Source organism: Actinomadura sediminis (assembly GCF_042675525.1).
Lineage (GTDB): Bacteria > Actinomycetota > Actinomycetes > Streptosporangiales > Streptosporangiaceae > Spirillospora > Spirillospora sediminis.
The window spans coordinates 1-1,941 of the sequence record NZ_JBHTJA010000240.1; the positions used below are offsets into that span (position 1 = coordinate 1).

The 1,941-nt window shown below is 80.1% G+C and carries 1 protein-coding gene; it reads right to left on the reverse strand.

What is annotated here, in order from left to right:
- Window positions 1–1,941, reverse strand: a 1,941-nt coding sequence (locus ACFQ11_RS37630; protein ID WP_378307722.1) for an acyltransferase domain-containing protein, incomplete at both ends; no start/stop codon positions are given.

Genomic DNA, 1,941 nt, shown 5'->3' on the forward strand with positions numbered 1-1,941 from the left:
TGGCGGCCGAGGCCCGCCGGGTCGCCCGCGGGCAGGTCCACCAGCCCGCCCCAGCGCCCGGGATGCTCGACCCCCGCCGCCTGCCCGATCCCCCAGATCCGCGCCTGGCGGGGGCCCGTCACCCGCTCCCGCTCGTCGACCGCGACCGCGCCGCGGGTCGCCGCCCACAGCGGGGCCGCGGCCCCGGCGGCGCCGAGGACCCGGATCAGCGCCAGGGTGCCCGCGGCACCGGCGGGCAGGCCCGGATGCCCGGGATGCGGGCGTTCGTCCAGGGCGAGCAGGGACAGCACTCCCGCCGGCGGCCCGGCGTCGAGGGCCGCGGCCACCGGACCGGCGAGCGCGGCGTCGTCGGCGTCGGCGGGCAGGACGAGCCGCCGCACCTCGAAGCCGTCCCCGTCCGGTCCTCCGGCCAGCTCGGCGGTGAGGGCGGTCGTCCACGGGTCGGTCTCGTGGGAGGACGGGACGACCAGCAGCCACGTGCGGGATCCGGCGTCCGCCGCGCCGGCGGGCGGTTCGGGTGGCGCTTCGAGGGGACGCCAGGCGATGCGGTGCCGGGCCGGTCCGGGCCGGTCCGGACGCGGCGCGGCGCCGTCCAGCCAGTGGCGGTCCCGGCGGAACGGGTAGGTGGGCAGCTCGATCTCGCGGCCGCCCTGGAACGCGCGCCAGTCCACCGGTGCGCCGAGCGTGTGCGCGGTCGCGACGGCGGTCAGGACGCCGCGCGCGTCGTCGCCGCCGCGCCGCAGCGTCGCGACGGCCCCGGGATCGCCGGTCGCCCCGGTCAGCGCGCCGTCCGGCCCGAGCTCCACGAACACGCCGACGCCCTGCCCGCGGAGCGTCTCGACGGCCCGGTGGAACAGCACGGTGTCGCGGACGTGCCGCACCCAGTGCTCGGGGTCGGCCAGTTCGGCGGCGGACGCGACGCGCCCGGTCCGGGTCGACACGATCGGTATCCGCGGTTCACCGAACTCCAGGCCGGCGACGGCGTCCCGGAACGCGTCGAGCATGGGGTCCATGAGCGCGGAGTGGAACGCGTGGCCGACCGGGAGGCGGCGCACCCGGTGCCCGCGCCCGGCGACGGCGGCGGCCAGCGCGTCGACGTCCGCCGTGCGGCCCGCGACGACCACGGCGTCGGGACCGTTGACCGCCGCCACGTCCACCCGTCCCGCGCCGGGGTCCGCCAGGAACGCGCGCAGCGCCTCCTCGCCGATGCCGAGCGCCGCCATGGAACCGCCGTCCGGCAGCGCGTCCATCAGCCGGGCGCGGGCCGCGACCAGCGCGGCGGCGTCGGCCAGGGAGAGGACGCCGGAGACGTGGGCGGCGGCGATCTCCCCGACCGAATGGCCCGCGAGGTAGTCGGGGACGAGCCCCCAGCGTTCGAGCAGCCGGTACAGGGCCGTCTCCAGGGCGAACAGCGCGGGCTGGGCGATGCCCGTGCGTTCCAGGCCCACGCCGTCGCGCACCGCGTCCGCCAGGGACCGGCCGAGCAGCGGGTCGAGGTGCGCGCAGGCCTCGTCGAACGCCTCCGCGAACGGGGCGGCGTCGCGGAGCCCGCCCCCCATGCCCGCGTACTGGCCGCCCTGCCCGGCGAACAGGAAGGCGGTGCGGACGCCCGCGGCCGCCCGGCCGGTCACGACGTTCGCCGCCGGTTCCCCGGCGGCGACCGCGGCGAGCCCCGCGAGGAGCTCCGCGCGATCCGCCCCGACGACCACGGCCCGGTCGGGCAGCGCGGTCCGGGTGGTGGCGAGCGAGTGCGCGACGTCGCGCGGGTCGGGACCGGTGGCCGCGTCGGGGCCGGTATCGGGGGCAGCGTCGGGGGCAGCGTCGGGGGCGGTTTCCGGGGCGAGGTGCGCCGCGAGCCGGGCGGCCTGGGCGCGCAGCCCGGCGTCGCCCCGCGCGGACAGCGGCACGAGCGCCGCCGCGGCCGCCGCGAGCACCGCGATC